The organism is Geodermatophilus dictyosporus, from assembly GCF_900115505.1.
Taxonomy (GTDB): Bacteria; Actinomycetota; Actinomycetes; order Mycobacteriales; family Geodermatophilaceae; genus Geodermatophilus; species Geodermatophilus dictyosporus.
Window position 1 is genome coordinate 71,515 of record NZ_FOWQ01000005.1, and the last position, 20,789, is coordinate 92,303.

17 protein-coding genes are annotated in these 20,789 nt (G+C 75.5%); 1 reads left to right on the forward strand and 16 read right to left on the reverse strand.

Features of this window, described 5'->3' with window-relative positions; all coding sequences use genetic code 11:
• Window position 1: 1 nt before the first annotated feature.
• The 8 genes from BMZ33_RS13260 to BMZ33_RS13295 form a co-directional block, all read right to left on the reverse strand.
• Window positions 2-1,003 (reverse strand): acetamidase/formamidase family protein, encoded by a 1,002-nt coding sequence (locus tag BMZ33_RS13260; protein ID WP_091111191.1) that lies wholly within the window; start codon window positions 1,001-1,003, stop codon window positions 2-4.
• Window positions 1,004-1,048: 45 nt separating this feature from the next.
• On the reverse strand, window positions 1,049-2,263 hold the full coding sequence (locus BMZ33_RS13265; RefSeq protein WP_091111194.1) for an alpha-hydroxy acid oxidase: 1,215 nt from the start codon (window positions 2,261-2,263) through the stop codon (window positions 1,049-1,051).
• 74 nt (window positions 2,264-2,337) lie between these two features.
• Window positions 2,338-3,084 (reverse strand): TerD family protein, encoded by a 747-nt coding sequence (locus BMZ33_RS13270; protein WP_091111196.1) that lies wholly within the window; start codon window positions 3,082-3,084, stop codon window positions 2,338-2,340.
• 70 nt (window positions 3,085-3,154) lie between these two features.
• Window positions 3,155-4,912, reverse strand: a complete 1,758-nt coding sequence (locus BMZ33_RS13275; protein WP_091111199.1) for an alpha/beta hydrolase family protein — start codon at window positions 4,910-4,912, stop codon at window positions 3,155-3,157.
• A 67-nt stretch (window positions 4,913-4,979) separates the two neighbouring features.
• On the reverse strand, window positions 4,980-5,939 hold the full coding sequence (locus BMZ33_RS13280; RefSeq protein WP_091111201.1) for an AIM24 family protein: 960 nt from the start codon (window positions 5,937-5,939) through the stop codon (window positions 4,980-4,982).
• Window positions 5,940-5,949: 10 nt separating this feature from the next.
• Window positions 5,950-6,594 (reverse strand): AIM24 family protein, encoded by a 645-nt coding sequence (locus BMZ33_RS13285; protein ID WP_091111203.1) that lies wholly within the window; start codon window positions 6,592-6,594, stop codon window positions 5,950-5,952.
• Window positions 6,595-6,597: 3 nt separating this feature from the next.
• Window positions 6,598-7,215, reverse strand: coding sequence for an AIM24 family protein (locus tag BMZ33_RS13290; protein ID WP_091111206.1), 618 nt, complete (start codon window positions 7,213-7,215; stop codon window positions 6,598-6,600).
• 136 nt (window positions 7,216-7,351) lie between these two features.
• On the reverse strand, window positions 7,352-8,470 hold the full coding sequence (locus tag BMZ33_RS13295; RefSeq protein WP_169064283.1) for a DUF475 domain-containing protein: 1,119 nt from the start codon (window positions 8,468-8,470) through the stop codon (window positions 7,352-7,354).
• Window positions 8,471-8,748: 278 nt separating this feature from the next.
• Here BMZ33_RS13295 and BMZ33_RS13300 point away from each other — a divergent pair, with 278 nt between their 5' ends.
• The gene (locus BMZ33_RS13300) at window positions 8,749-10,050 is read left to right on the forward strand and encodes a hypothetical protein (RefSeq protein ID WP_091111208.1); all 1,302 of its coding nucleotides are present in this window, start codon (window positions 8,749-8,751) and stop codon (window positions 10,048-10,050) included.
• On the opposite strand, the gene BMZ33_RS13305 is transcribed toward BMZ33_RS13300, so the two are convergent.
• The 8 genes from BMZ33_RS13305 to uvrB all read right to left on the reverse strand — a co-directional run bounded on the left by BMZ33_RS13305 (window position 10,047) and on the right by uvrB (window position 20,512).
• Complete coding sequence (locus BMZ33_RS13305) at window positions 10,047-10,853, reverse strand: HAD family hydrolase (protein WP_169064284.1); 807 nt, start codon at window positions 10,851-10,853, stop codon at window positions 10,047-10,049. The genes BMZ33_RS13300 and BMZ33_RS13305 overlap by 4 nt on opposite strands.
• Window positions 10,850-11,974 carry a cysteine protease StiP family protein gene (locus BMZ33_RS13310; protein ID WP_091111211.1) on the reverse strand — a complete coding sequence of 375 codons (1,125 nt, stop codon included), beginning with the start codon at window positions 11,972-11,974 and terminating at the stop codon, window positions 10,850-10,852. Before BMZ33_RS13310 ends, BMZ33_RS13305 begins: the two co-directional genes overlap by 4 nt.
• On the reverse strand, window positions 11,971-13,248 hold the full coding sequence (locus BMZ33_RS13315) for a phosphoribosyltransferase domain-containing protein (RefSeq protein WP_169064285.1): 1,278 nt from the start codon (window positions 13,246-13,248) through the stop codon (window positions 11,971-11,973). Before BMZ33_RS13315 ends, BMZ33_RS13310 begins: the two co-directional genes overlap by 4 nt.
• The gene (locus tag BMZ33_RS13320) at window positions 13,245-14,441 is read right to left on the reverse strand and encodes an HpcH/HpaI aldolase/citrate lyase family protein (protein WP_091111216.1); all 1,197 of its coding nucleotides are present in this window, start codon (window positions 14,439-14,441) and stop codon (window positions 13,245-13,247) included. The genes BMZ33_RS13315 and BMZ33_RS13320 overlap by 4 nt, the downstream gene beginning before the upstream one ends.
• Window positions 14,442-14,500: 59 nt before the next feature.
• Window positions 14,501-15,871, reverse strand: coding sequence for a VWA domain-containing protein (locus BMZ33_RS13325; RefSeq protein ID WP_091111218.1), 1,371 nt, complete (start codon window positions 15,869-15,871; stop codon window positions 14,501-14,503).
• A gap of 171 nt (window positions 15,872-16,042) precedes the next feature.
• Window positions 16,043-16,624: a TerD family protein gene (locus BMZ33_RS13330; RefSeq protein WP_091111220.1), complete on the reverse strand. Its 582-nt coding sequence runs from the start codon at window positions 16,622-16,624 to the stop codon at window positions 16,043-16,045.
• Between the two features lie 231 nt (window positions 16,625-16,855).
• Window positions 16,856-17,998, reverse strand: a complete 1,143-nt coding sequence (locus BMZ33_RS13335) for a TerC family protein (protein ID WP_091111223.1) — start codon at window positions 17,996-17,998, stop codon at window positions 16,856-16,858.
• Window positions 17,999-18,391: 393 nt separating this feature from the next.
• Entirely contained in the window at window positions 18,392-20,512 is a 2,121-nt protein-coding gene (uvrB, locus tag BMZ33_RS13340) for an excinuclease ABC subunit UvrB (RefSeq protein WP_091111225.1), read from the reverse strand.
• Window positions 20,513-20,789 lie beyond the last annotated feature (277 nt).

A 20,789-nucleotide genomic window follows, 5' to 3' on the forward strand; every position in this document is an offset into this window, starting at 1 on the left:
GTCAGCGCAGGGTGGCCGCGCGGCGGCGGAGGTCGTCGTGCAGCCCGCCGTAGGCGGTCGCCCGGGGCAGGAGCGACTTGCGGGCCTTCACCACGGTGCTGTAGTTCGCGTCGACCACGTTGGCGATCGGCACCTCGGTGATCTGCGACAGCAGCTGGTAGGCGTCCATCGGGTGCAGCCCGTAGAGCTCGCCGAACCACCGCACCAGCTCGACCTGGCCGATCCGCCACGCGTCCTCCAGCGGCCGGCTCGAGCCGACGGTCATCCAGTGCGTGTCGTCCTCGATCCGGGGCCACAGCGGCGCGCCGCCCTTGATGAGCTCGACGACCAGGGTCGTGGTCATCGCGCCCTCGACGGCGGTGCCGCAGGCCTCGCCCTCGCCCTGCCGGTAGTGCCCGTCGCCGACGGAGAACAGCGCGCCCTCGACGTTGACGCCGAGGAAGCAGGTGGCGCCGGGCCGCATCTGCGGGGTGTCCATGTTGCCGCCGAACCGCTCGGGCACCAGCGAGCTGCGCACCTCGCCGCCGGGCGGGGCGACGCCGACGGTGCCCAGCATCGGCTCGACGGGCAGCGCGATCTCCAGGTCGGTGTGCCGGGCCGCGAACGTCACCGTGTTCCGGGCGCGGTCGAGCTCGTAGATCCACGTGGTGTCCGGTAGCGGCTCCTGCAGCGTGGCCACCCGGTCGGTGCTGGTGAGCCCGCCGAAGAACGGGATCGCCGCCGACGCGCCCCAGTCCCGCGCCGGCTCCATCGCGACGAGGTGCAGCGCCAGGGTGTCCCCCGGCTCGGCGCCCTCCACGAAGAAGGGGCCGGTCTGCGGGTTCACGAAGCGCAGGTCGACCTTCTCGGAGGAGAGGTCGGTGGGCTTCTGCAGCGCGCCGCAGAACGCGTCGTCGGACCAGACCCGCAGCGCCGTGCCGGGCCTGATCCGCATCAGCGGGGCGACGCCCCCGAAGGTGAACGCGTACTGCTCGAACGTGGGAACGACCTCGACGACGTCCATCGCCGCACCCTAGGAACCCGCAGGTGGGTGCGGCAACCGGCGGGCTCAGGCGCGCAGGCGCACCCGGTCCGGCGTCAGCTCGGCGATCGACGTCACGCCGAGCAGCTGCAGCGTCCGGGTGACCTCCCGGGCCAGGATGTCGGCGGCCCGCTGCACCCCGCGCTCGCCCCCGGCCATGAGCCCGTAGAGGTAGGCGCGGCCCACCAGGCAGCCGCGGGCCCCGAGGGCGACGCTGGCCACCACGTCGGCGCCGTCCAGGATCCCGCCGTCGAGGTAGACCTCGGCGCGGTCGCCGACCGCCCGCACCACCGCGGGCAGCTCCTCCAGGGGCGTGGGTGCCCGGTCCAGCTGGCGGCCGCCGTGGTTGGAGACGACCACCGCGTCCGCCCCGGCGTCCACGACCGCCCGCGCGTCCTCCGCCGTCTGCACGCCCTTGACCACCAGCGCACCCGCCCACGTCGCCCGGAGCGCACGGACGTCGGCCAGCGTCGCGGCCGGCTCGAACACGCGGTCGGCGAGCTCGGCGACCGTGCCGCCCCACGAGCGCAGCGAGGCGAACTGGAGCGGCTCGGTGGTGAGCAGGTCGATCCACCAGCGGGGGTGGACGGCGGCGTTGGCGACGGTCCGGGCGGTCAGCGCCGGCGGGATGGTGAAGCCGTTGCGGACGTCGCGCAGCCGCGGCCCGGCCACCGGCGTGTCGACGGTGAGGACCAGCGCCTCGTACCCGGCCGCGGCGGCCCGCTCGACGAGCGCGGCACTCGCCTCGCGGTCGCGCCAGAGGTACAGCTGGAACCAGCGGCGCACGCCGGGCGCGGCGGCCGCCAGCTCCTCGATCGTCGTGGTCCCCATGGTCGACAGGGCGTGCGGGATGCCGACCCGCTCGGCCACCCGGCCCACCGCCGTCTCGCCCTCGGCGTGCATGAGCCGGGTGAAGCCGGTCGGCGCGAACGCCAGCGGCAGGGCCGACGGGCGGCCCAGCAGCACGGTCGAGGGGTCGACGGCGGAGACGTCGCGCAGCACGCTGGGGCGGAACTCGACCCGCTGGAACGCCTCGCGGGAGCGCCGCAGGCTGATCTCCGCTCCGGCGGCGCCGTCGGTGTAGTCGAAGACGGCCCGCGGCGCCCGGCGGCGGGCGAGCTCGCGCAGGTCGCCGATGTCGGCGGCGCCGGCCAGCCGGCGGTCGGTGGCGTCGCCGGCGCGAGGGCGCGGGCGGGCCAGCTCCCTCAGCTCGGACCAGCGGGGCAGCCGGCGCTCCACCACGGGGACCCCCTCCGTCGTCGTCCGGTCACCCTGCCAGGACGGCGGCGGGCAGCGCACCCGGGCCGGTCAGCGGCTCACTTGCGGCCGGGCGTCCAGTCCATGCCCCAGCCGTAGGTGCGGTCGAGGACGTCCTGGCCGCCGTGCACGTAGCGCACCTCGCGGTTGACGACGAGCTCGCCACCCCGGTTCTCCAGCATCGCGATCGCGCAGATGCGGGCGCGGGGGTCGTGCTCGTCGAGGCGCACCTCGATCTGCGGCCCGTTCGCCGGGAACATCGTCACCACGGCGTCGGCCTGGCCCCAGTTGGGCACGCCCTCGTAGATCAGCGCGAAGACGAGGATGCGGCGGATCAGCTGGGTGTACTGCAGGTCGACCATCAGGTTCTCGCCACCGGTGCTGCGACCGGACCGGTCGTCGCCGTCCAGCCACGCGATCGACTGCCCGCCGCCCAGCGAGTGCTGCCCGCGGAAGGCGTTCCCCAGCGCCTGGATGACGCCCTTGGAGCCGTCGGCGTACTCGTAGAGGCAGCCGAGGTCCAGGTCGATCGCGCCGCCGCCGGCCGCTGAGGCCAGGCGCTTGAGGAAGCCGCCGCCACCTGCGTCGGCGGGCCTGGAGTTCCAGTTGAGGTTGACCCTCAGGACCCCCGTGGTGCCGGCCGTCTTGGTCAGCGAGACCGAGGGCGCCGACTTGGTCAGCGACACCTTGCTCATGTTCACGCCGCCGGCCTGCGGAGGCGGCGGCTGCCCGTACGGCTGGCCCGGAGGCTGCGCCGGCGGCGGCTGCTGCGCCGGGGACTTGGGACGCTTCGTGTAGTCGACCAAGGGAGCCCTCCTCGCAGGTCACCCGGCGGTGGGTGCCTGCACTCCGAGCTGCGGACGTGTCCCCCCGACCCTAGGGGGCCCGGCTCCCCTCCGGGCCGGTGCCCGTGGCCGGCGAGGCCCCGGCCGGCGCCTGCTCCGCGCCCTGGCCCGCCGGCAGCCAGCGGTCCCACCAGCGCAGCAGGTGCTCGAGCCGGGCCGCCCGGTCGCCGGGCCGGTCCCCGGGCAGGAGCAGCAGCTCGCTCGGCACGCCCCGGCGCTGCAGCGCGGCGAACAGCCGCGGCCCCTCCCCGGGCGGCCAGTCCCGGTCGTCCTCGGCGGCGACCACCAGCAGCGGGGTGCGCACCGCGTCGAGGTCGTCGGGCAGGCTGCCGGCCGGGGGGCGCTCGACCACGGCGGCGGCCACGCGGCCCGGCCCGGCCAGCAGCCGCAGCGCCGTGCCGGCGGCCTCCCCGGTGGCCAGGACGCCGACCCGGCCGGCGTCCAGCGGGCGCCCGGTCACCGCCGCGTCGAGCAGGGCCGTCGCGGCGGGCACGTCGTCCGGGTCGCCCTGGACGACGGCGTACCCGGCCGACACCAGCACCTGGACGTCCTCGCGCAGGCACCACCCGCCGCCGGGCAGCACCAGCAGCACCGGGTGCGGCCCGGGACCGCCGGGCACGGTGACCCGCCCGCCGGGAGGCGTCTCGAGCCCGGCCGCCCGGTGCAGCCGCCCGGTGGCACCCAGCGCGCGGCCGAAGCCGGTGAGCAGCCGCCGCCGGCCCGGGGTGAGCGCGACCAGTTCCCCCGCCGACCGGTCGTGCGCCACGGTGGCGACGACGACCCCGCCCGCGGCCGCGACCCCGCGGACGGTGAAGGGTCCCTCGACCAGCGTCTCGGCCGGCCCGCCGTCCAGCGGCACCCGCAGCAGCTCCACCGCCCCGCGCCGGGCGACGCCGAGCAGCGCCGCGCCGCCGGCCAGCACCGTCGTCGGCGTCTCGTCGGCGCGGGGTTCGGCCAGCAGCGGCTCGAGCGCCCCGCCGGCGACGGGCACGCGGCACAGCGTCGGCCCGCCGGTCCCGAGGTCGAGCCCGGCCGGGCCGAGGTCGGGGCGGGCGGTCGCGTACAGCGTGCGGCCGTCGGGCCCGAAGGCCGGCAGCCGGCACTCGCCCCGGCCCCGGGTGACCCGCCGCGGCTCCCCACCGGCGGCCGGGACCAGGTAGACGTCGCGGACGAGGTCGCGGCCCGCGCGCGCGTGCCGGGCGGAGACGAAGGCCAGCGTGCCGCCGTCGGGCGACCACGCGACGTCGGCGTCGTCCCCGCCGCCGTCGGTCACCTCGCGCGGCGCGGGCAGCGGCACGGCGTCGTCGTCGGGGTCGCCGGGCAGGGCGACGACGAACACGCGGCGCGGCGGGCCCTCGTCCGGCCGCAGCGGCAGGCGGGTGAGCAGCCGCGGCGTCCCGGCGCCGGGCCCGGGCAGGCGGGCGGTGAAGGCCAGCCGGCGCGAGTCGGGCGACCAGACCGGGACCCCGGCGCCCAGCGGCAGGTCGGTGAGACTGCGCGGCGCCCCGCCGGCGGTGGGCAGCAGGTGCAGCTGCGCGGGCTCGCCGGGCCGGGCGGACAGGTGCGCCAGCCACCGGCCGTCCGGGGAGAAGGCCGGCGCGCAGTCGCGGGCGCCGGAGGTGAGCGGCCGGGCCGGCGCGGACCCGTCGGTGGGGACGGCCCAGAGCTGGGCGCGGTACCCGTCGCTGCCGGGGTCGGGCCGCTCGACGGCCACCACGGCGATGCGCCCGTCCGGGGAGACGGCCGGCACGCCCGGGGTGCGCAGCAGGGCGAGGTCGGCGGGCCGCATGGGTCCCCGAGGGTAGTGGAGCGGTGACTCCCCGCCCCGGGACGCGCGCCGGGGCGGAAGCCACCGCTCAGTGCTGCTGCTGCGCCCGGGCGACCAGCCGCTGGCCCAGGGAGCCGGCCTGGCTGGGGGTGAGCAGCTGGGTCTGCGACTCCACCAGCCGGAGCACCGCCGGGTCCTCCCGGGCCACCTCGGAGGACTGCAGGAGGATCGTGCCCGTCCCGGTGAAGTCGTACTGCCGCTCCTCGCCCGAGGCCCGGCCGAGCGCGCCGGAGACCATGGCGCGGATGTTCTGCGTCATCCACTGCGCGTCGTGGTGCACCGACGGCGACGGGCAGTCGGCCCACCCCAGCAGTGCCTCGGGGTCGGCCCGGAACGGCGGCTCGACGAAGATCACCGGCCCGTTGGACGAGGCGATGAACTTGCCGGTGCCGATGAGGGTGACGAAGCCGGGGACGATCGACTGCTTGAGCTCCAGCTGCGGGGAGAACGCGCAGAGGTTGTTGGCCTTGATCGTCAGGTTGCCGTCGTCGAGGTCGTAGGCGTTGAGGTCGAAGCCGCGGTCGCCGATGAGCACCTTGCCGTGCCCGGTGGCCACCACCCAGTCCTGCACGTAGACCGGGCTGGAGAACCGGGCGGCCACCCACCCCTGCACCGAGGAGTACTCGGTGACGGCCTCGAAGCGCACGTTGCCGTAGTAGGCGAGCATCGCGCCCTTGCTCATGAACCAGTCGCCGCTGAGCGAGACGCAGAAGACGTAGGGGTTGACGTTGTCGTCGTCCGGGAGGGTCTGCGGGTTCAGCGTGGTCCCGGTGGGGCCGGCGGCCGGCTGCGGCGGGCCGCCGTACCCGGGCTGGGGCTGCCCGTGGCCGGGAGGCGGCTGCCCGTAGCCGGGAGGCGGCTGGCCGTAGCCGGGCGGGGGCTGCCCGTAGCCCGGTGGGGGCTGCCCGTAGCCGGGCTGCGGCTGTCCGTAGGGGTTGCCGCCGGGGCCGGGCTGGCCGCCGTAGGGGTTGCCGGGCGGGTACGTCATCTCGCCGTCCTCAGAACTTCTGCTCGCTGGCCTGCACGTACACGGTGCCGTAGCCGCCGATCCTCAGCTGGAAGGCCTCGCCGGAGCCCCGGCCGACCACGTCGCGGAAGCCCACCCTGGCGGCGAGGTCCACGGTGAGCTGCCCGACGTGCCCGACGTAGGCCTGCGGGTCGACGCCGACCTGGGTGCCGTTGAGCTGCAGCGGGAACGCGCCGCCGTGGGACAGCAGCGCCACCGACCCGCGGCCGTGCACGTTGGTGGTGAACAGCCCCTGACCGGTCATGGCGCCGCCGATCGCCTGCTTGATCCCGCCCGAGCCGAGGAACTGCACGCTGGTCTGCAGGCCGGCGTCGTGCACCAGCAGCCGGTCGGCCTCGCAGACCAGCGGCGCGGCGCCGTCGAGCTCCAGCACGGTCACGTGCAGGCCCTTGTAGCCGTAGAGCACCTCGCCCTGGCCCTCGGTGGCCATCATCGGGTTGGACTCCCCCGACAGCGCGGCGCCGGCGATGCCGCCGATGCCGCGGCCCTGGCCGTGGACCGGGCGGAAGGTGACCTGTCCCGAGTAGCCGAGCATCGCCCCCCGCCGCGCGAGCACCGGCGACGCCGGGCTCACCCGCGCGCGCACGACCTTGCTGTTGACCTCTTCGAACGGCACGGGTCAGCGCTCCGAGGACTGGACGAGCACCAGGCCGTGCCCGGTGAAGCGGAGGGAGAAGGGCTCGCCCGAGCCCTCCCCCACGAGGGACTTCCACGACACGCCGCTGACCAGGTTCATCGACAGCTGGCCGCGGGAGCCGACGTAGGCGTCGGGGTCGACCACGAGGTCCTGGCCGGGCGCGACCTCCAGCGCCATGACGGGGCCCTCGGAGACGAGCGCCACCTGGCCGTGCCCGGTGACGGTGGTGGTGGCCAGGCCCTGGCCGCTGGTGACGCCGCGCAGGCCCGCGAACTGGACGTCGAGGCGCAGCTGCTCGGTGTGCGCCAGGATGTGCTCGCTCTCCACGGTGAGCGTGTCGCCGGCGAGGTCGACGACGAGCACGTCCATGGCGTCGAGGGCCAGGTAGACCCGGCCGTGGCCGGTGCAGTCCATGAGCGAGATGCTCTCCCCGGCGACGGCGCGCTTGAGCGCCGCGCGCATGCCGCCGCCACCGCCCATGCCGGCGCTCTTGAAGTCGACGTTGCCCTCGACGGCGACCATCGAGCCGCTGGCGGCCCGGATGCGGTCGCCCTGCAGGTCGGCGTGCAGGACGCGCTTGTGCGCGGTGAGCTGTGCCACGGGTTCCTCTCGCGGGACGGGTCGGGGACCGCGCGGGACCGTATCGGTCCGCCCCGCCAGGACGGTAGGTCCCGCGCCGCGGACACACCGGCGGCCCCGGGGCTGCTGCCCCGGGGCCGCCGGTCGGGCCGTCCGGTCAGCGCCCGACGGTCACCTCGTCGCGCTCCTGCTCGGTGCGGGCGGGCACCTCGGCGCGCTCCTTGCGGGTGGCCAGGACGCTGCTGATCACCGCGGCGATGATGAACAGCAGGCCGGTCAGGCCGGTGACGTACTCGCTGATGTGGAAGCGCAGCTCGAGGATCATGATCGCGGCGAGGAAGCCGATGGCCCACATCGCGCCGTGCTCGAGGTAGCGGTACTCGTCGAGGGTGCCCTTGTCGACCATGTAGATGGTCAGCGACCGCACCCAGAAGGCGCCGATGCCCAGGCCCAGCGCGATGATGAAGATGTCGCTGCTGATGGCGAACGCGCCGATGACGCCGTCGAAGGAGAACGACGCGTCGAGCACCTCGAGGTAGAGGAACGCCGCCAGGCCGGCGCCCGCGACGGCCTTGGTCGCCGTCCCGCCGGCACCGGCGCCAGAGGAGGCGGTCCCGCCGGTGGCGGTCACGTCGTCCTCGTCGTCCATCTCCGGCGCCTCGAGCATCTCGTTGATGCCGCCGATGAGCAGGTAGGTGAACAGGCCGGCGATGCCGGAGACCAGCACGGTGGCGTACTTGTCGTCGTCGGCCATCTGCGAGCCGACGTAGATGACCGCCAGCGCGATGATCACGCCGAGGTAGGGCAGCTTGCCGGCCTTGGCCAGCGGCCGCTCCAGCCAGGTCAGCCAGTGGATCTCCCGCTCCTCGTCGAAGAGGAAGTTCAGGAAGATCATCAGCAGGAAGATGCCACCGAAGGTGTAGATGGCCTCCGCGGCGGACTCGACGTTCTCGCCGTAGGCCTGCTGGTCGGTGAGCGCGAGGTCCCACACCTCGGGGATGGACAGCTGCGCGGTGATGGCGACCAGCACGATCGGCAGCAGCAGCCGCATGCCGAACACGGCGATGAAGATGCCGACGTAGAGGAACAGCTTGCGCCACAGCGGGCTCATCCGGCGCAGCACCTTGGCGTTGACCACGGCGTTGTCGAACGACAGACAGACCTCGAGCACACCGAGGACGGCGACCGCGAGCAGGGCGGCCGGGCCGCCGAAGACCACGGCGGTGACGAGTGCGGCCACCGTCAGGAAGACGGAGAAGCCGAAGTAGCGGAGCATCAGGGGGGTTCCTCTCCACCGCCGGAGGGGTTCCGGCGGCGACGACTGGGGGTCGACCGGGCCGGGGTCGGCCGGGAACCCAGGTCGCGGTGTCAACGCGACCCGGGGAGGCGGTGTTCCCCACTCCCCTCGCGAGGGGACGGGGCGCCGGGTCAGCGGCCGGGGCGCCTCCCGCCGTCCGCGCGCCCGGGCGCTCCACCGCCGGGGGGCCGCCGGACGTGGTATCCATCGGCCGCCGGGGCGCGCAGGCCCCCGGCGGACGGCAACGGGAGGCGCTGATGGCCGGGCTCGGTTCCGGTGCGGCTCCCCGCTGGTGGCGCCGCGACGCGGACGCCGCCCGGCGCCGGGCCGCCGCGGCGCGCGAGGCGGCGGCCGCGGCGATGCTGGAGCTCGACGCGGCCCTCAGCGACCTGCCCGACGCGGTGGCCGTCGCCGAGGAGCGTGCGGAGGAGGCTGCCCGGGACACCGCGGCGGCGCCGCGCGGAGGCCGGGCCCACCACGACGCATCCGCCCCCGACTCGTTGACCCGTGACTGGCGGGACCTCTCCGCCCACGCCGACGCGGTCATTGGACACTATCTGCAGGCGCTTTCCAACCACGACGCGGACGCCGCGACCGAGTCGGGACCGGCCCGCGCCGCCACCGCCGAGCTCGGCCGGGCCGCCGACGCGCTGCGCGAGGTGCTCGCCCAGGTGCTGCGCTTCCGCGAGCAGTACGGAGCGGCGCTCACCGCCGCCTCGAGCGCCCGCGCCGGGGCCGGCCGCACGGTGTCCGCGGCCCGCGACGCGGTCGCCACCGCCCGCGCCGCGCTCGACGAGGCCGCTGCCGCCGGGCTGGCCGACCCCGCGCTGGATGCCGCCCTCGCCGGGGCCCGGGCCGCGGCCGCGACGGCGGAGGCCGAGCTGGCCGCCCGCCGCGCCGGCGCGGCCGGCACCGCCGCCGAGGAGGCGCGGCGGACCGCCGCGTCGGTCGCCGAGCGGGCCCGGGCGCTGCCCGGCCGCGCCGCCGACGTGCGCCGCGGCGCCGCCTCGGTGCACACCCGGCGGGAGGCGCTGGGCACCCGGCACGAGCGGCTCGCGCCGGTGATGAGCGAGCTGCGGCGGCGCTACCCGCTCTCGGCCTGGGCCGACGTCGAGCGGGCGCCGCAGCGGGCGGCCGAGGCGCTCCGCGAGGTGGACGCCGCGCTGGCCGGCCTGGACGACGTCCTCGCCGCCCGCGTGCTCGACGTCCCCGCCGCGGCCGCGCTGCTCGCCCGGGTGCGGACGGCGGCCGGCCGGGTCGACGACGAGGTCCGCGCGGCCACCGGGCGCCTGGAGCAGCTCGACGCCGTGGCCGCCGACCCGCGGGCGCTGCTGACCGACGTGCAGCGCGCGCTGGTCGACGCCCGCCGGTTCCTCGCCGGCCTGCCCGAGGAGCGGGCCCGCCGCTTCCGCCGCACCTTCGAGGAGCTCGCCCGGCGGCTGCCCCCGCTGGAGGAGGCGGCGCGCGCCGAGCGGCCCGACGTCGGCGCGGTGCTGCGCGAGGCGACCTCGATCGAGCGCGGGCTGGCCGGCCTGGTGCGCACCGCCCGGGCCGACTAGGCCCGGGCGATCAGCCAGCGGACGATCTCCTCGCCGGCCGCGGCGCCGGTGGCCGCGGTGACCGCGACCCGGGCGCCGGTCCAGCCCTGCTCGTGCAGCTCGCCGTGCGCGGGCCGGACGGCGGCGTCGGCGGCCAGCAGCATCGGCGCGTCGAGCAGGCTGTCGCCGGCGCACAGCAGCCGCGGCGCCGGCCCCTCCCCCGCGAGCAGCCGGCGCAGCCGGAGCAGCCCGGCGGCCTTCGACAGCCCGGCCGGGACGAGGTAGACCTTGCGACCCTGCACGCTCAGCGTGGCGCCCGCGGCGGACGCGGCGGCCGCGGTGTCGGCCAGCCAGCCGGCCGGGATGGCGTCGCGGGCGTGCGCCACGAGGTAGCAGAACAGGTCCTCCGCGGCGCGCACGGTGCGGACCCAGGGCTGCCCGGCCACCGCCCCGAGCAGGCCGAGCAGCTCCGGCAGCGGTGCCGCGCGCCCGGCCACGCCGGCCGCCCAGTCGTCCCAGCCGGGGTCGCGCACGCCGTCGGCGAGCAGCACCCCGCCGTTGCCGCACAGCGCGTACCGGGGCACCACGGGCAGCCGCACCCGCTCGTACTGCGCCACGGTGCGGGTGGTCACCGGGACGAGCAGCGCCCGCCCGGCGAGCTCGGCGAGCAGCTCCCACGAGGCCGGGGTGGCGTGCGAGAGCGGGGCGCCGTCGAGGAACTCGACGACCTCGAGGCCGGCGGTGTCCCCGGCCGCGGCGGCGGAGTAGATGAGCGTGCGGTCGAGGTCGACGGCGGCCAGCGTCGCCGGCAGCACCGCCGTCACCGGCGCACCGGCCGGATCAGCCCGACGCAGGAGTACGGCAGGTCGGGGACGCCGACCAGCGGCACCCCGCGGGCGCGGGCCAGCGCGGCGACGTGCCGCAGGTCCTCGGCCCGGTCGGGGCGGACCAGCACCTGCCAGGGCACGCGGCGCAGCAGCACCCGGGTGGTCTCCCCCACCCCCGGCTTGACCAGGTTGACGTCGGCGATGCCGTGCGCCGCGGCGATCCGCTCCACCGCCGCCCAGCCGGCCCAGGTGGGCGTGCGCGCGCCGGGCGGGGCATCGCCGGCGGGCAGGGCGGCGGGGAAGGCGGCGGCCACGGTGTCCACGAACCGCGCCGACACGTCGGACCCGGCGAGCTCGGCGTAGTACTTCGCGCCGTGGAACATGCCGGGGCCGATGAGGTCGTCGCGCAGCACCGTGCGCGACACCAGCCCCGACACCGTGCTGTTGAGGCAGGCGCTGGGGATCAGGAAGTCGTCGCGGGTGCCGTGCAGCTCCGTGCAGCCGCCGGGGTCGGCGAGGACGGCCAGCCGGTCGTCGAGGGCGGCGTCCGCCGGGTGCGCGTCGACCCAGCCGGCGACGGCATCGGTGAGCTGGCGCTGGATGGCGCCCTTGCCGGTCCAGCCGTCGACGAAGCGCACGGCGGCGGCCGGGTGGCGGGCCAGCACGTGCGCCAGCGCCACCTCGTCGATGCCGCGGCCGCGGATGATCGAGATCGTGTAGTGCGGCACGTCGACCCCGCGGGAGGCGCGGTACCAGCGGCGCAGCAGCACCCCGATCGGCGTGCCCGCGCGGGCCAGCGACACCAGCACCGGGGTCTCCCCGTGCGCGGCCGCGGCGTCCCACACCCGCTCGCCGACCCGGGCGACGGCGTCGGCCAGCCGGCCCGCCGAGGCCTCGAGCGCCGCGTCGAAGAGCGCCAGGTAGGCCGCGTCGGGCTGGTACTCGACCGGCAGCATCTCCGAGTAGTGGGTGCCCGACTGGATGGCCTCCTCGCGGTCCTCGGTGCCGCGCTCGAGGGCGACCGCGGACAGGTCGGTGAGCAACCAGGTCACCTCCTCGGGCGCATAGGAGCCGAACCGGCCGGGGACGGCGGGCGCGAGGGCCTGCAGCGCCGTCACGGGGCGGGCTCCGCGACCGGCACGGTCACCAGGTGCACCGCGCGGGCGGCGAAGGGGCGCAGCGCCTCGGCCAGCGACGTGCAGTCGGCGGCCGGCGCGTCGGCGACGACCACCACGTCGTCGGCGCGCAGGTCGGACCACGGGCCGGCGGCGGGGACGGCGGCCGGGTCGGCGAGGTTGTGCACCCGGGAGAGCCGCGACGGGTCGTCGGGCGCGGGGAAGGCGAGGCTGCGGCGCAGGGCGTAGCCGGGGTCGTCGGCGGCGTGCACGGGGCTCCGGGTGGTCGACTGGGTGGTGACGGGGACGCCGGGCAGCCGGCCGGCCAGCCGGGCGGCGGCCACGGTGGGCGCGTACAGCAGTTCCTCGGTGCCGAGCACCAGGACGCCGCGGCTGCCGGCCAGCGCGGGCGCGAGCGCCGCGGCGACGGCGTCGGCCGCCGCGTGCAGCCGCCCGGTGCCGGCCGGGGTCAGGCCGTGCCGGGCGGTGGTGGGCACGCCGGCCGGCCACAGGCCCTCGTGGCCGACGACGGTGCCCGGCGCGCCGGCGGGTGCGGGCGCCGGGCCGGGCAGCGCGGCGCGGGCGGCGGCGGCCCGCTCCAGGACGTCGGCGGGCAGCACCAGCTCGGCGGTCAGCACGGCGGCGACGTCGACCCGCACGCCCAGCGCCGCGGCCCGCCCGGCGAACGCGGCCCGGGCGGCCTCGGTGCGGGCGTCGAGCAGCGTGGCGACGACGTAGCGCTCGCGCGGCCAGCGGGCCTGCAGCTCGGCGACGGTGTTCAGCGCGGTGCGGCCGCTGGTCAGCTCGTCGTCGACCAGGACCAGCGCGCCGGGGGCGCCGAGCCCGACCGGTCCGGCCGGCTGCAGCGCGTGGGCGACGGCGTGCGAGTGCTCCTCCTCGAACGCGGCGGCCACCGGCACGCCGGGGTGCACCCGCCGGGTGGTGTGCAGGTAGGCCGCGCCGAGGCGCGCCGCGGCCGCGTGGCCGAGGCCGGTGGCCGTCTCGCAGTAGCCGACGACCAGGCCGGGGACGTCGTCGCCGAGGACGGCGGCCACGGCGTCGCCGACCGCGTGCCCGGTGGCGAGCACCTCGGCAGGGGCCACCGGCACGTGCTTGCCGAGCACGCGGGAGACCACCAGGTGGGCGCGGCGCGGGTTGTCGCGCAGCGCCAGGCCGCACAGCGCGGCGAAGCGGGTGGGGTCGCTGGCCACGCCGACCCCGAGCAGCGAGGAGACCGTGCCGCCCAGACCGGGGGCACCTGCGAGCACGGCCGTCACGGGCGCCGGGCCTCCCCCGCCGCGAACACCTCGGCCAGGCGGCGCTGCCCGGCCGAGAGCAGCTCGACCAGCGCGGCCTCGTCGGCGACCACGCCGTAGACCGCGGCGCGGCGGCTGACCAGCTCCGCCCACAGCGCGTGCGGCCCGACCTCGTTCATCCGCCCGTGGCCGGACACCGCGATGCCGCCGCGGCCGCGGGCCATGAGCACCTCGAGGGCGTCGTCGTACTCGTCCCGGGAGACGGTGAGCAGCGCGTTGACCACCGACACGTGCGACGGGTGGATCACCGTCTTGCCCAGCACGCCGTTGGCCTTGTCCAGCGCCACCTCGCGCATCAGCCCGTCGAGGTCGCCGTCGATCATCCGCTGCCGCAGCGGGCCCTCGTGCTGGTCGCTGAACGGCGTGGAGCGCAGCTGCGGCTTGAACAGCCTGGGGCCGGGGATGTGCTCCCACACCGCACCGGTGACCACGTGCTCGCCGCCCCGGGTGAACCGGTTGACCACGTCGGCCAGGCAGTCACGGACGACGGCGACGTCCCAGATGGTGGTGTCGCGGTCGCGGCGCAGGCCGAACAGCCCCGACAGGTCGGTGCCGCCGACGCGCAGGCACAGCACGTGCTCGCGGTGGGTCCCCACGACGTCGGCCAGCGCGGCCAGGGCTCCGGCGCGGGTCTCCCGCCAGGCGAGGTCGGCGGTCTCGAGGATCGGCATGCCGTAGAGCGGGTGGCCGGTCGCGGCGCTGACCTCGGCCACCGCCGCCAGCATCGGACCCAGCGTGGCCCCGGTGGCCTTGGGCAGGCTGAAGCCGGTGAGCCGGGCCAGGGCGGGGCCGGCGGCGAGCGCGATCGAGCGGATCTGCTCGGGGGTGCGCACCCGGACGAACAGCAGCGGCGGGTCCCCGCCGTCGCCGGCCCGCTGGTGCAGCCGCTGCAGCGCGGCCACCACGTTGGCCTCCGCGGCGCGGACCTCGGTGTGCGGGATGGCGTCCTCCAGGCACCAGACCACGCTGGTGGCACCGATCAAGGCGGCCCGCTCGGCGTCGGCGTCGAGCGCCGGCCGGGTGCCGGGACTGTAGAGCGTGGCGCCGAGTGCCAGAGCGAGCATGCCGCGCTGGGTCGCCGGGCCGACGTCCCCCGGGGGGACGGCGAACAGCCGCTCGCGGTCGTCGTCGGTCAGGTACGCGAAGTGGCGCACGGTCGTTCCCTTCCACCCTCTGCTGGATGTGGGTCCTGCGGTGCCGGCGAGCCGGCGGCTCACCGGAGGAGCAGTCCCCGGTCGCGCGCCCGGCGCAGCCAGTCGGGGTACTCGGTCATCAGCCGGTCGAACAGCGCGTCGTCGCTGATCGGCCGGCGCCCCATGAGGTCGTCCTGGGCGACGGCGAAGAAGTCGGCGTTGTCGGTGTAGCGGCCCTCGAGGTCGTCGAGGCGCTGCAGGAAGGAGAACTGCCGCTCCGGGCCGATGCCCATGAACTGCCAGAACACCGGCTCGAAGGACGCCGACCGGATCTGCCGGGTGGCCACCGACTTGTCGCTGGGCGCGCCGTCGGTGAGGAACATGACGTAGACCGGCACCTGCGCCGGCTGCGGCTCGACGCGCTCCCGGCTGTCGCCGAAGTAGGCCGCGCGGACGGCGGCCATCGCCGCGCCGTAGCGGGTGTCGTACTCCAGCCGGTACTGCTGCGTGAGGTCGGCGATGTACTGCTGGTGGCCCTCCAGGCGCAGCCCGGGCTCGGGCCGGTGCACGTGCTTGCCGAAGAGGAAGACGTCGACGACACCGTCGTCGTCGAAGCGCAGCCCCAGCGCGAGCACCCGCTCGGCGAGCCGCTGCACCGCGCCGGCGCGGTAGAGGGCGGCCATCGAGCCGGAGATGTCGAGGACCAGCGCGACCCGCGCGGTGTGCTCGCCCAGGCCCCGCTTCTCCAGGCTGACGCCGGCGGTCTTCACCAGGCTGAGCATCTGCGGCGCGGTCGTCGCGAGCTTCTTCTCGAGGTCGACCAGCCGGCGCTTCTCCGTGCTGACCGGCGGTGTGCTCACCGGCGGCGCGGCCGGGGGCGGGGCGGCGGCCTGCGGCGCGGCGGGCGCCGGCTCGTCGTCGACGCTGACGCCGACGTCGGTGGCCATGCCGGCCAGGCCGTTCGTGAACCCCTGCCCGACGGCGCGGACCTTCCACTCCGGCCCACGGCGGTAGACCTCGGCGAAGACCAGGGCGGTCTCGGGGCCGGCGGCGAGCTCGCAGCGGACGGCGGCCGGGCCGCCCTCGGGGCCCACCTCGACGGCCAGGCCGGAGAGCCCGCCGAAGGTGCCCGCGCCGTCGAGGGAGGCGCCGATGACGACCTTCTCGACGTCGGGCGGCAGCGCGGCGGGGTCGATGCGCACCTGGTCAACGGTGGCGCCACCGCGGGCGGACCTGCCCAGGTGGCGGACCGCGCCGCCGGCCGCGGAGGGCTGGTTGTAGAAGACGAAGTCGTCGTCGCTGCGGACCTTCCCGGCACCGGTGGTGAGGAACGCCGACAGGTCGGCGTCGACCCCGGGCGCCGGGGTCCAGGTGAGGGTGACGACGACGGGACCGGTCAGGCCGGCCTGCGCCAGGCCGACGTTGCCGCCCCGGGTGAGGACGTGGACCACGCCGCGGCCGCTCAGCCGCGGGAGCGGGGGGTGGACGGGCGGGCGGGCTCGGCCATGGGGACCTCCGGGTCTCGGGGGCTGGTGCGGCGCAGGGCGGCGGACCCGGCCGGGCGGCGACGCCGCCCGGCCGGGGTGCCGGGCCCGGACGCGGGGGTCCGGGACCGGCGGAGGTCAGCCGACGTTGACGCCGAAGTCCTGGGCGATGCCGCGCAGGCCGGAGGCGTAGCCCTGGCCCACCGCGCGGAACTTCCACTCGGCGCCGTTGCGGTAGAGCTCGCCGAAGACCATGGCGGTCTCGACCGAGGCGTCCTCGGTCAGGTCGTAGCGGGCGATCTCCGAGCCGTTGGCCTGGTTGACCACGCGGATGAACGCGTTGCGGACGGCGCCGAAGTTCTGCTTGCGGCTGTCGGCGTCGTAGATGGACACCGGGAAGACGATCTTCTGGCAGGTCGGCGGGACCGAGGCGAGGTCCACCTGGATGACCTCGTCGTCGCCCTCGCCCTGGCCGGTGAGGTTGTCACCGACGTGCACCACCGAGCCGTCGGGGCTGCGCAGGTTGTTGAAGAAGACGAAGCCCGAGTCGTCCGGGGTGACCTTGCCCTCGGGGCCGATCATGATCGCCGACGCGTCGAGGTCGAAGTCACCGCCGGAGAACGTGTTGACGTCCCAGCCGAGGCCGACGTTCACCGCGGTCAGACCCGGGGCCTCCTTGGTCAGCGAGACGTTCCCGCCCTTGGAGAGGCTGACACCCATCTGTTTGGACTCCCATGTCGCGTGCGGAAGCGGGTCGGCGGTCGCCGCCCCGCCCGGGCGCCGGCCGGGCCGGCGCTGCCGGACGACGGCACGGGCGCGTGCGCCCGGGCTCGCCCCCCGGCACCGCACCGCGGGGCGCCGGTCGGGCGCCCCGCGGAGCGGACGTGTCTCGGATACTGCCCGACGAGCACGGGCGGCAACAGGTTCCCCGGCGTCGTCGCCGGGCGGTGCTCAGACGGTGCCGCGCCCGTCCCCGGGGTCCCTCGACCCGGCCGGTGCCGGGGTCCCGGAGCGGTCGGTGCCGTCGGTCGGGACGCCGTCCGCGCGCACCTCGCCCGCGACGCCCGGGCCGGTGGTGCCCACCGTCGGGGTGCCGGTGCGGCCGGCGCGGGCCGCGGCCTCCCGCTCGTCGCGGCGGCTGCGGGCGAGGCTCGCGACGGTGGTCACGAACAGGGTGAGCACGATGACCGCCAGCGACAGCCAGGTCGGCACCTCGGGGATGGCCGTCACGTGCTCGCCGCCGTTGATGAAGGGCAGCTCGTTCTCGTGCAGGGCGTGGATGAGCAGCTTGATGCCGATGAAGCCGAGGATGACCGCCAGGCCGTAGTGCAGGTAGACCAGCCGGTCGAGCAGGCCGTCGATGAGGAAGAACAGCTGGCGCAGGCCGAGCAGCGAGAAGGCGTTGGCGGCGAAGACCAGGAAGGTCTCCTCGGTCAGGCCGAAGATGGCCGGGATCGAGTCGACGGCGAAGAGGATGTCGGCGCTGCCGATGGCGACCAGCGCGATGGCCAGCGGGGTGATGTGCCGCTTGCCGTCGAGCTTCGTCGTCATCCGGTCGGAGTGGTACTCCTCGGTGGTCGGGATGACGCGGCGGACGAGCCGGAGGAAGCCGTTCTCCTTGAACTCCTCGTCCTCGTCGCCACTGGCCCGGGCCTGGGCCACGGCGGTGTAGATGAGGAACGCGCCGAAGAGGTAGAAGACCCAGCTGAAGTTCTCGATCGCCGCGGCGCCGAGGAAGATGAAGACCGTCCGCAGGATCAGCGCGAAGGCGATGCCGAACAGCAGCACCTTCTGCTGCAGCTCCCGGGGCACCGCGAAGCTGGCCATGATCAGGACGAAGACGAACAGGTTGTCCACCGAGAGGCTCTTCTCGGTGATGTAGCCGGCGAAGTACTCACCGCCGTACTGGCCGCCGGCGAAGACCCACACGCCGATGCCGAACACGATGGCGATGGCGACGTAGATCGCCGACCAGGTCGCTGCCTCGCGCAGCGACGGGGCGTGCGGTGTGCGCACGTGGCCGACGAAGTCGAACACGATCATGGCGATGATCGCGCCGACCGTGATCGCCCAGACCCAGAAGGGGACGTCCAAGACAGGTACCTCCGGTGACTCTGCGACGCGTCCGCGCCGCGTGTCGGGCCTGAGGTCTCTCCCGCCGCCTCGGTCGAGGTGGCCGGCGGTACCGGAGGCCCTCGGGGACCTCGTGCTGACGACACCGCCGCGTGGGGATACTCCCCTCCACGGATGACCCCCCGAGGCGGACCTGCCTCACGGGCCGCGGTCGGGGGGTTCCCTTCCCCACAGACGCCCTGGCGATGCGCGGTGTTCCGGCGATGAGAGAACTCTCATCACCGACCGCGGCCGACCGGCCGGTCCGACGGTGTGCGCCGAGCACGGTTCCCGGGGCCTGAAGGGGGCACGGGCGCACACCGCCGGCGGGGCGCGGGCGGGCGCGGTCCGCCGTCGGGCCCGGCGGGACCCGTCTCAGGCGTGCGCGGCGTCGAGCTGGCGCAGCTCCTTCTTCAGCTCGGTCAGCTCGTCGCGCAGCCGGGCGGCCACCTCGAACTGCAGCTCGCGGGCCGCGGCCAGCATCTGGTCGTTCATCTGGCTGATGAGGTCGGCCAGCTCGGCGCGTGGCAGGCCCTGCACGTCGATCGCCCCGGCCTTGCCCTTCTTGCCGGCCTTGGACGACAGCCCCGGAACCGGCGCCTTCCCGCGGGACTGCTGCCGGCCCGAGCCGCCGACCAGCTCGACGCCCTCGGCGTCCTCCGCCGCGCGGTAGATGCCGTCGAGGATGTCGACGATCTTCTTGCGCAGCGGCTGCGGGTCGATGCCGCGCTCACGGTTGTAGGCGATCTGCTTCTCGCGGCGCCGGTTGGTCTCGTCGATCGCCTGGGCCATCGACGGGGTGACCGTGTCGGCGTACATGTGCACCTGGCCCGACACGTTGCGCGCGGCGCGGCCGATCGTCTGGATCAGCGACTTGCCCGAGCGGAGGAAGCCCTCCTTGTCGGCGTCGAGGATGGCCACCAGCGACACCTCGGGCAGGTCGAGGCCCTCGCGCAGCAGGTTGATGCCGACGAGCACGTCGTACTCGCCCTGCCGCAGCTCGCGCAGCAGCTCGACCCGGCGCAGCGTGTCGACCTCGGAGTGCAGGTAGCGCACCTTGATGCCCAGCTCGAGCAGGTAGTCGGTGAGGTCCTCGGCCATCTTCTTGGTCAGCGTGGTGACCAGGACCCGCTCGTCCTTCTCCACCCGGAGGCGGATCTCGTGCACCAGGTCGTCGATCTGGCCCTTGGTCGGCTTGACCACGACCTCCGGGTCGACCAGGCCGGTCGGGCGGATGACCTGCTCGACCACCTCGCCGGCGGTGCGGCCGAGCTCGTAGTCGCCCGGGGTGGCCGACAGGTAGACGGTCTGGCCGATCCGGTCGGTGAACTCCTCCCACCGCAGCGGTCGGTTGTCCATCGCCGAGGGCAGCCGGAAGCCGTGGTCGACCAGCGTCCGCTTGCGGCTCATGTCGCCCTCGTACATGCCGCCGATCTGCGGCACGGTCACGTGCGACTCGTCGATGACGAGCAGGAAGTCCTCGGGGAAGTAGTCGAGCAGGCAGGCGCCGGCGGTGCCGGGCGCGCGGCCGTCGATGTGCCGCGAGTAGTTCTCGATGCCGGAGCAGAAGCCGACCTGCCGCATCATCTCGATGTCGTAGGTGGTGCGCATGCGCAGCCGCTGGGCCTCCAGCAGCTTGCCCTGCCGCTCCAGCTCGGCCAGCCGCCCCTCCAGCTCGGCCTCGATGGTGGCGATCGCCCGCTCCATCCGCTCGGGACCGGCCACGTAGTGCGTCGCGGGGAAGACGAACAGCTCCTGCACCTCGCGGACGACCTCGCCGGTGAGCGGGTGCAGGTAGTAGAGCCGCTCCACCTCGTCGCCGAACATCTCGATCCGGACGGCGAGCTCCTCGTAGACCGGGAAGACCTCGATCGTGTCGCCGCGCACGCGGAACGTGCCGCGGGTGAAGGACAGGTCGTTGCGGGTGTACTGCTCGGTGACCAGCGTGCGCAGCAGCTCGTCGCGGTCGCGCTCCTCCCCCACCGAGATCTTCAGCGCCCGGTCGACGTACTCCTGCGGCGTGCCCAGCCCGTAGATGCAGGAGACGGTGGCGACCACGACGACGTCGCGCCGGGTGAGCAGCGCCTGGGTGGCCGAGTGCCGCAGCCGCTCGACCTCGTCGTTGACCGAGCTGTCCTTCTCGATGTACGTGTCGGTCTGCGGGACGTAGGCCTCGGGCTGGTAGTAGTCGTAGTACGAGACGAAGTACTCGACGGCGTTGTCGGGCAACAGCTCGCGGAACTCGTTGGCCAGCTGCGCGGCCAGGGTCTTGTTCGGCGCCATGACCAGCGTCGGTCGCTGCACCTGCTCGATGAGCCAGGCGGTGGTGGCCGACTTGCCGGTGCCGGTGGCGCCCAGCAGCACGGTGTCCCGCTCCCCCGCGGTCACCTTCTCCGCCAGTGCCCGGATGGCGGCCGGCTGGTCGCCCGCGGGCTGGAACTCGCTGACGACGCGGAAGCGCCCCTGGGTGGGCCGGATGTCGGTGGTCGCGCGCACGGGACGACGGTACGACCGGACGGTGACAGAACGGCGGGTGTGACGGGAGCGCACCGGAGGGGCGCGTGGGCCCGACCGGTTGCGCGCCCGCGCCCCGCTGTGCTCGTGCCGTGTCCGGTGCTGCGCTAGCGTGCCCTCTCGCAGGCGCGGTGCCGCGCCGGGGACCAGTGCCACCCGGGATGCCCGGACGAGGTCGGACCCCGGCGCCCCGCGGCTCGGTACCAGGTCCCCCCGGCGGACGCCGGGGTGCAGCGGACCTGCGCACGACGCCCTCCGC

Excerpts from the sequence above, each read along its gene's own strand:
- BMZ33_RS13260 (WP_091111191.1), bottom strand. The coding sequence starts at position 1,003 with ATGGACGTCGTCGAGGTCGTTCCCACGTTCGAGCAGTACGCGTTCACC.
- BMZ33_RS13275 (WP_091111199.1), bottom strand. The coding sequence starts at position 4,912 with ATGCGGCCCGCCGACCTCGCCCTGCTGCGCACCCCGGGCGTGCCGGCC.
- BMZ33_RS13280 (WP_091111201.1), bottom strand. The coding sequence starts at position 5,939 with ATGACGTACCCGCCCGGCAACCCCTACGGCGGCCAGCCCGGCCCCGGC.
- BMZ33_RS13295 (WP_169064283.1), bottom strand. The coding sequence starts at position 8,470 with ATGCTCCGCTACTTCGGCTTCTCCGTCTTCCTGACGGTGGCCGCACTC.
- BMZ33_RS13300 (WP_091111208.1), top strand. The coding sequence starts at position 8,749 with ATGGCCGGGCTCGGTTCCGGTGCGGCTCCCCGCTGGTGGCGCCGCGAC.
- BMZ33_RS13330 (WP_091111220.1), bottom strand. The coding sequence starts at position 16,624 with ATGGGTGTCAGCCTCTCCAAGGGCGGGAACGTCTCGCTGACCAAGGAG.